This window comes from Burkholderia sp. LMG 13014, from assembly GCF_905232215.1.
GTDB lineage: Bacteria > Pseudomonadota > Gammaproteobacteria > Burkholderiales > Burkholderiaceae > Burkholderia.
In genome coordinates this window covers 1-3,265 of record NZ_CAJNKE010000631.1, presented here as the reverse complement: position 1 = coordinate 3,265, position 3,265 = coordinate 1, and the positions used below count along the sequence as shown (strand labels likewise).

The 3,265-nt window shown below is 64.8% G+C and carries 2 protein-coding genes and 2 pseudogenes; all 4 read left to right on the top strand.

All coding sequences use genetic code 11. The features are described 5' to 3' along the window. Positions 1 to 241, top strand: a pseudogene (gene aroE / locus JYJ84_RS32195) (shikimate dehydrogenase); the annotation flags it as partial. Between the two features lie 14 nt (positions 242 to 255). After that, positions 256 to 993 (top strand): monofunctional biosynthetic peptidoglycan transglycosylase, encoded by a 738-nt coding sequence (gene mtgA, locus JYJ84_RS32190; RefSeq protein WP_122944431.1) that lies wholly within the window; start codon positions 256 to 258, stop codon positions 991 to 993. Between the two features lie 437 nt (positions 994 to 1,430). Continuing rightward, the gene (locus JYJ84_RS32185; protein WP_175222942.1) at positions 1,431 to 3,041 is read left to right on the top strand and encodes a S10 family peptidase; all 1,611 of its coding nucleotides are present in this window, start codon (positions 1,431 to 1,433) and stop codon (positions 3,039 to 3,041) included. Between the two features lie 82 nt (positions 3,042 to 3,123). Beyond that, positions 3,124 to 3,265: pseudogene (locus JYJ84_RS38065) on the top strand (EF-hand domain-containing protein); the annotation flags it as partial.

The window sequence follows — 3,265 nt, the reverse complement described above, 5'->3', positions numbered from 1 at the left end:
TGCCGCACTGCCGGCGTGCGACGCGGCCGCATTCGGCGCGGGCACGCTCGCGTACGACATGATGTACGGCGCGCAGCCGACGGTGTTCATGCAGCATGCGGCGTCGCTCGGCGCACGCACGGCCGACGGGCTCGGGATGCTCGTCGAGCAGGCGGCCGAATCGTTCTTCATCTGGCGCGGCGTGCGGCCGGACGGCGCACCGGTGCTGGCCGCGCTGCGCCAGGCGCTCGCGGCGAGCTGAACGGAGCGCGGCACGTGGTAGCGGTGAGCGACACGCAGCACACGCGGACGGTGAGCCCGACCCGCTGGATCGTCTATGCGGGATCGGTGTTCGCGGGTGCATGGCTCGCGACGCAACTGTTCTATCTCGCGCAGATCGCGCTGTGGTCGTTCGTGAACCCGGGCTCGACCGCGTTCATGCGCACCGACGCGTGGTGGCTGTCGCGCGACAAGCCACCCGCGCAGATCCAGCACCAGTGGGTGCCGTACGACCAGATCTCGCGCAACCTGAAGCGCGCACTGATCGCGTCGGAAGACTCGACCTTCGCGACCAACAACGGCTACGACGTCGACGCGATCCTGCAGGCGTGGGAGAAGAACAAGGCGCGCGGCCGGATCGTCGCGGGCGGCTCGACGATCACGCAGCAGCTCGCGCGCAACCTGTTCCTGTCGCGTGAGAAGAGCTACATCCGCAAGGGGCAGGAGCTCATCATCACGTGGATGCTCGAAACGGTGCTCGACAAGGAGCGGATCTTCGAGATCTACCTGAATTCCGTCGAGTGGGGCCGCGGCGTATACGGCGCCGAGGCGGCCGCACGCTATTACTACAGGATTCCCGCGAGCCGGCTCGGTGCATGGCAGTCAGCGCGTCTCGCGGTGATGCTGCCGAAGCCGCGCTGGTTCGACGCGCACCGCGGCTCGGCCTACCAGGCGCAGCGCGCGGCAGTCATTGCCCGCCGGATGGGTGCGGCCGAGCTGCCGCAATCCGAGTGAACGGCGCACTCGCGCCGTCGCATTGACCGTTTCGCCGCCCGTGCGCCGCTCGTGGGTCGTTGGTGCGCTGCAGCGCATTCGTGTCGCGCGCATTTCGGGCCATATCCTTTAGACGAATTCGTCTATTTCGTTTTGCTGAGCAATACCGGACGCCGTGCGATTTTGTTAGCTGATATGGCACGAAATTCGAGGATTTTTAGCTTCCTCGGCTAAACGCGAAAGCCTGTGAAAGGCACGTGAAATGCAACGTTTCGCGAATCGAAGTATTCCTGAAAGGTGTGCGCCGCACCGGTCGCCAGCCAAATATTTCAAAATTTTTCAAAGCTGACGGGCTCGCGTATATTGGCCAGCGCCTCGGCTTATCGGCCGCATTCGAGGCGGGGGGCGGCTTATCCGGCTGCTCGACACAAAAAACATCCGAGAGAAGGAACGCAACGATGCCAGCGAGCAAAGCGAAGCTGTTGTTGGGAGTGGTGTTTTCTTCGCTGATTCTGACGGCCTGCAACGACGACGTGACATCGTCCGCTGCTGCCAGCGCCGACAACTCAGCCGATCCCGCCAGTCAGGTGGACAGGGCGTACAACGATCCGAACAGTTATTCGTCGAGCGCGAACGCGTCGCTCGACGCCTCCGCCGCGGTTGAAAAGGCCGCCGTCACGCATCACCAGATCACACTCAACGGCAAGACGATCCGCTACACGGCCACGGCCGGCCACCTCGTCGCGCGCAATCCGCAGACCGGCGCGCCCGAAGCATCGTTCTTCTATGTCGCCTATACGGCCGACAACCAGCCCGCGGCGAAGCGGCCCGTCACGTTCCTGTACAACGGCGGCCCAGGCTCGGCATCGGTGTGGCTGCATCTCGGCTCGTTCGGCCCGCGCCGGATCCAGACGGGCGACCCGAACGCGAACACGTCGACGTTCCCGTTCGTCGACAACCAGGAAAGCCTGCTCGACACGACCGACCTCGTGTTCGTCGATGCGATCGGCACCGGCTTCTCCGAAGCGGTCGCACCGAACACGAACCAGACGTTCTGGGGCGTCGACCAGGACGGCGGCGCGTTCCGCGATTTCGTCACGCGCTACATCACCGTGAACCAGCGCAACGATTCGCCGAAATACCTGTTCGGCGAGTCGTACGGCACGCCGCGCACCGACGTGCTTGCGAACCTGCTCGAGACGGCCGGCGTGAAGCTCGATGGCATCGTGCTGCAGTCGTCGATCCTGAACTACAACACGAACTGCGACATGGCGAGCGACTACATCGGCAACTCGAACAACGGATCGAGCCCGGTGAGTTGCGCGGGCTTCGTGCCGTCGTATGGCACCGTCGGCGCGTACTACCAGCTCGACAACCCGAACCCGTCGAGCCTGCCGCCGTATGCGGACCAGATGCGCCTGCTGACGGCCGGCAGCTATGCGCCCGCCGTGAACGCGTACCTGGCGAGCCATACGCCGCCGCCGCCGACCCTCGTCACGACGATGGTGAGTTCGACCGGCGTGAAGCAGTCGCTGTGGAATGCGGACTTCAACGTGATCCCGACCTTCTTCGACAACAGCTTCCAGCTGTCGCTGATCCCGGGCACGCTGATCGGCCGCTACGACGCGCGCGTGAACGTGCCGGTGTCGAGCCCGCTGGCGTCGGGCGGCGATCCGTCGAGCACGTACATCACGCAGCCGTTCACCGACACGATCGGCAAGTACCTGCCGAACGAGCTGAAGTACACCGCGCAGTCGGCGTATTCGTTGAGCAGCAATGCGATCAACACGTGGGACTGGACGCACGACGGCCTCGCGATGCCTGACACGATCCCCGATCTCGCCGCGGCGCTGTCGTTGAATCCGCAACTGAAGGTGTTGTCGCTGAACGGGTATCACGACATCGCGACGCCGTTCTACCAGACCGAGCTCGACCTCGCGCGGCTCGGGACGCAACCGAACCTGACGATCAAGGACTATCAGGGCGGACACATGGTCTATCTCGACGATACGTCGCGTCCGCAGGAGAAAGCCGACCTCGTGACCTTCTACAACGCGGCCGCGCACTGATGCGATGCGCAGGGCAGGCGACGCGCGCCCGCAGTGGCGCCGCGCCTGCCGTCGACGACCTCATTCCAGACTGGAGCCTGATATGAAGAATCGTTTCATCGTCGTTGCCGCGGCGCTCGCCTGTGTCGGCGCCGCAGCATCCGTATCCGCGTTCGCGCAGGCAAGCGACGCCGCCGCACCGGTGCGTACGCGCCAGGCGCAGCTCGGCGATCCGTACGTGCCGC

What these genes read in the sequence shown, in the direction of transcription:
- JYJ84_RS32185 (WP_175222942.1), top strand. Translation starts at nt 1,431, where the DNA reads ATGCCAGCGAGCAAAGCGAAGCTGTTGTTGGGAGTGGTGTTTTCTTCG.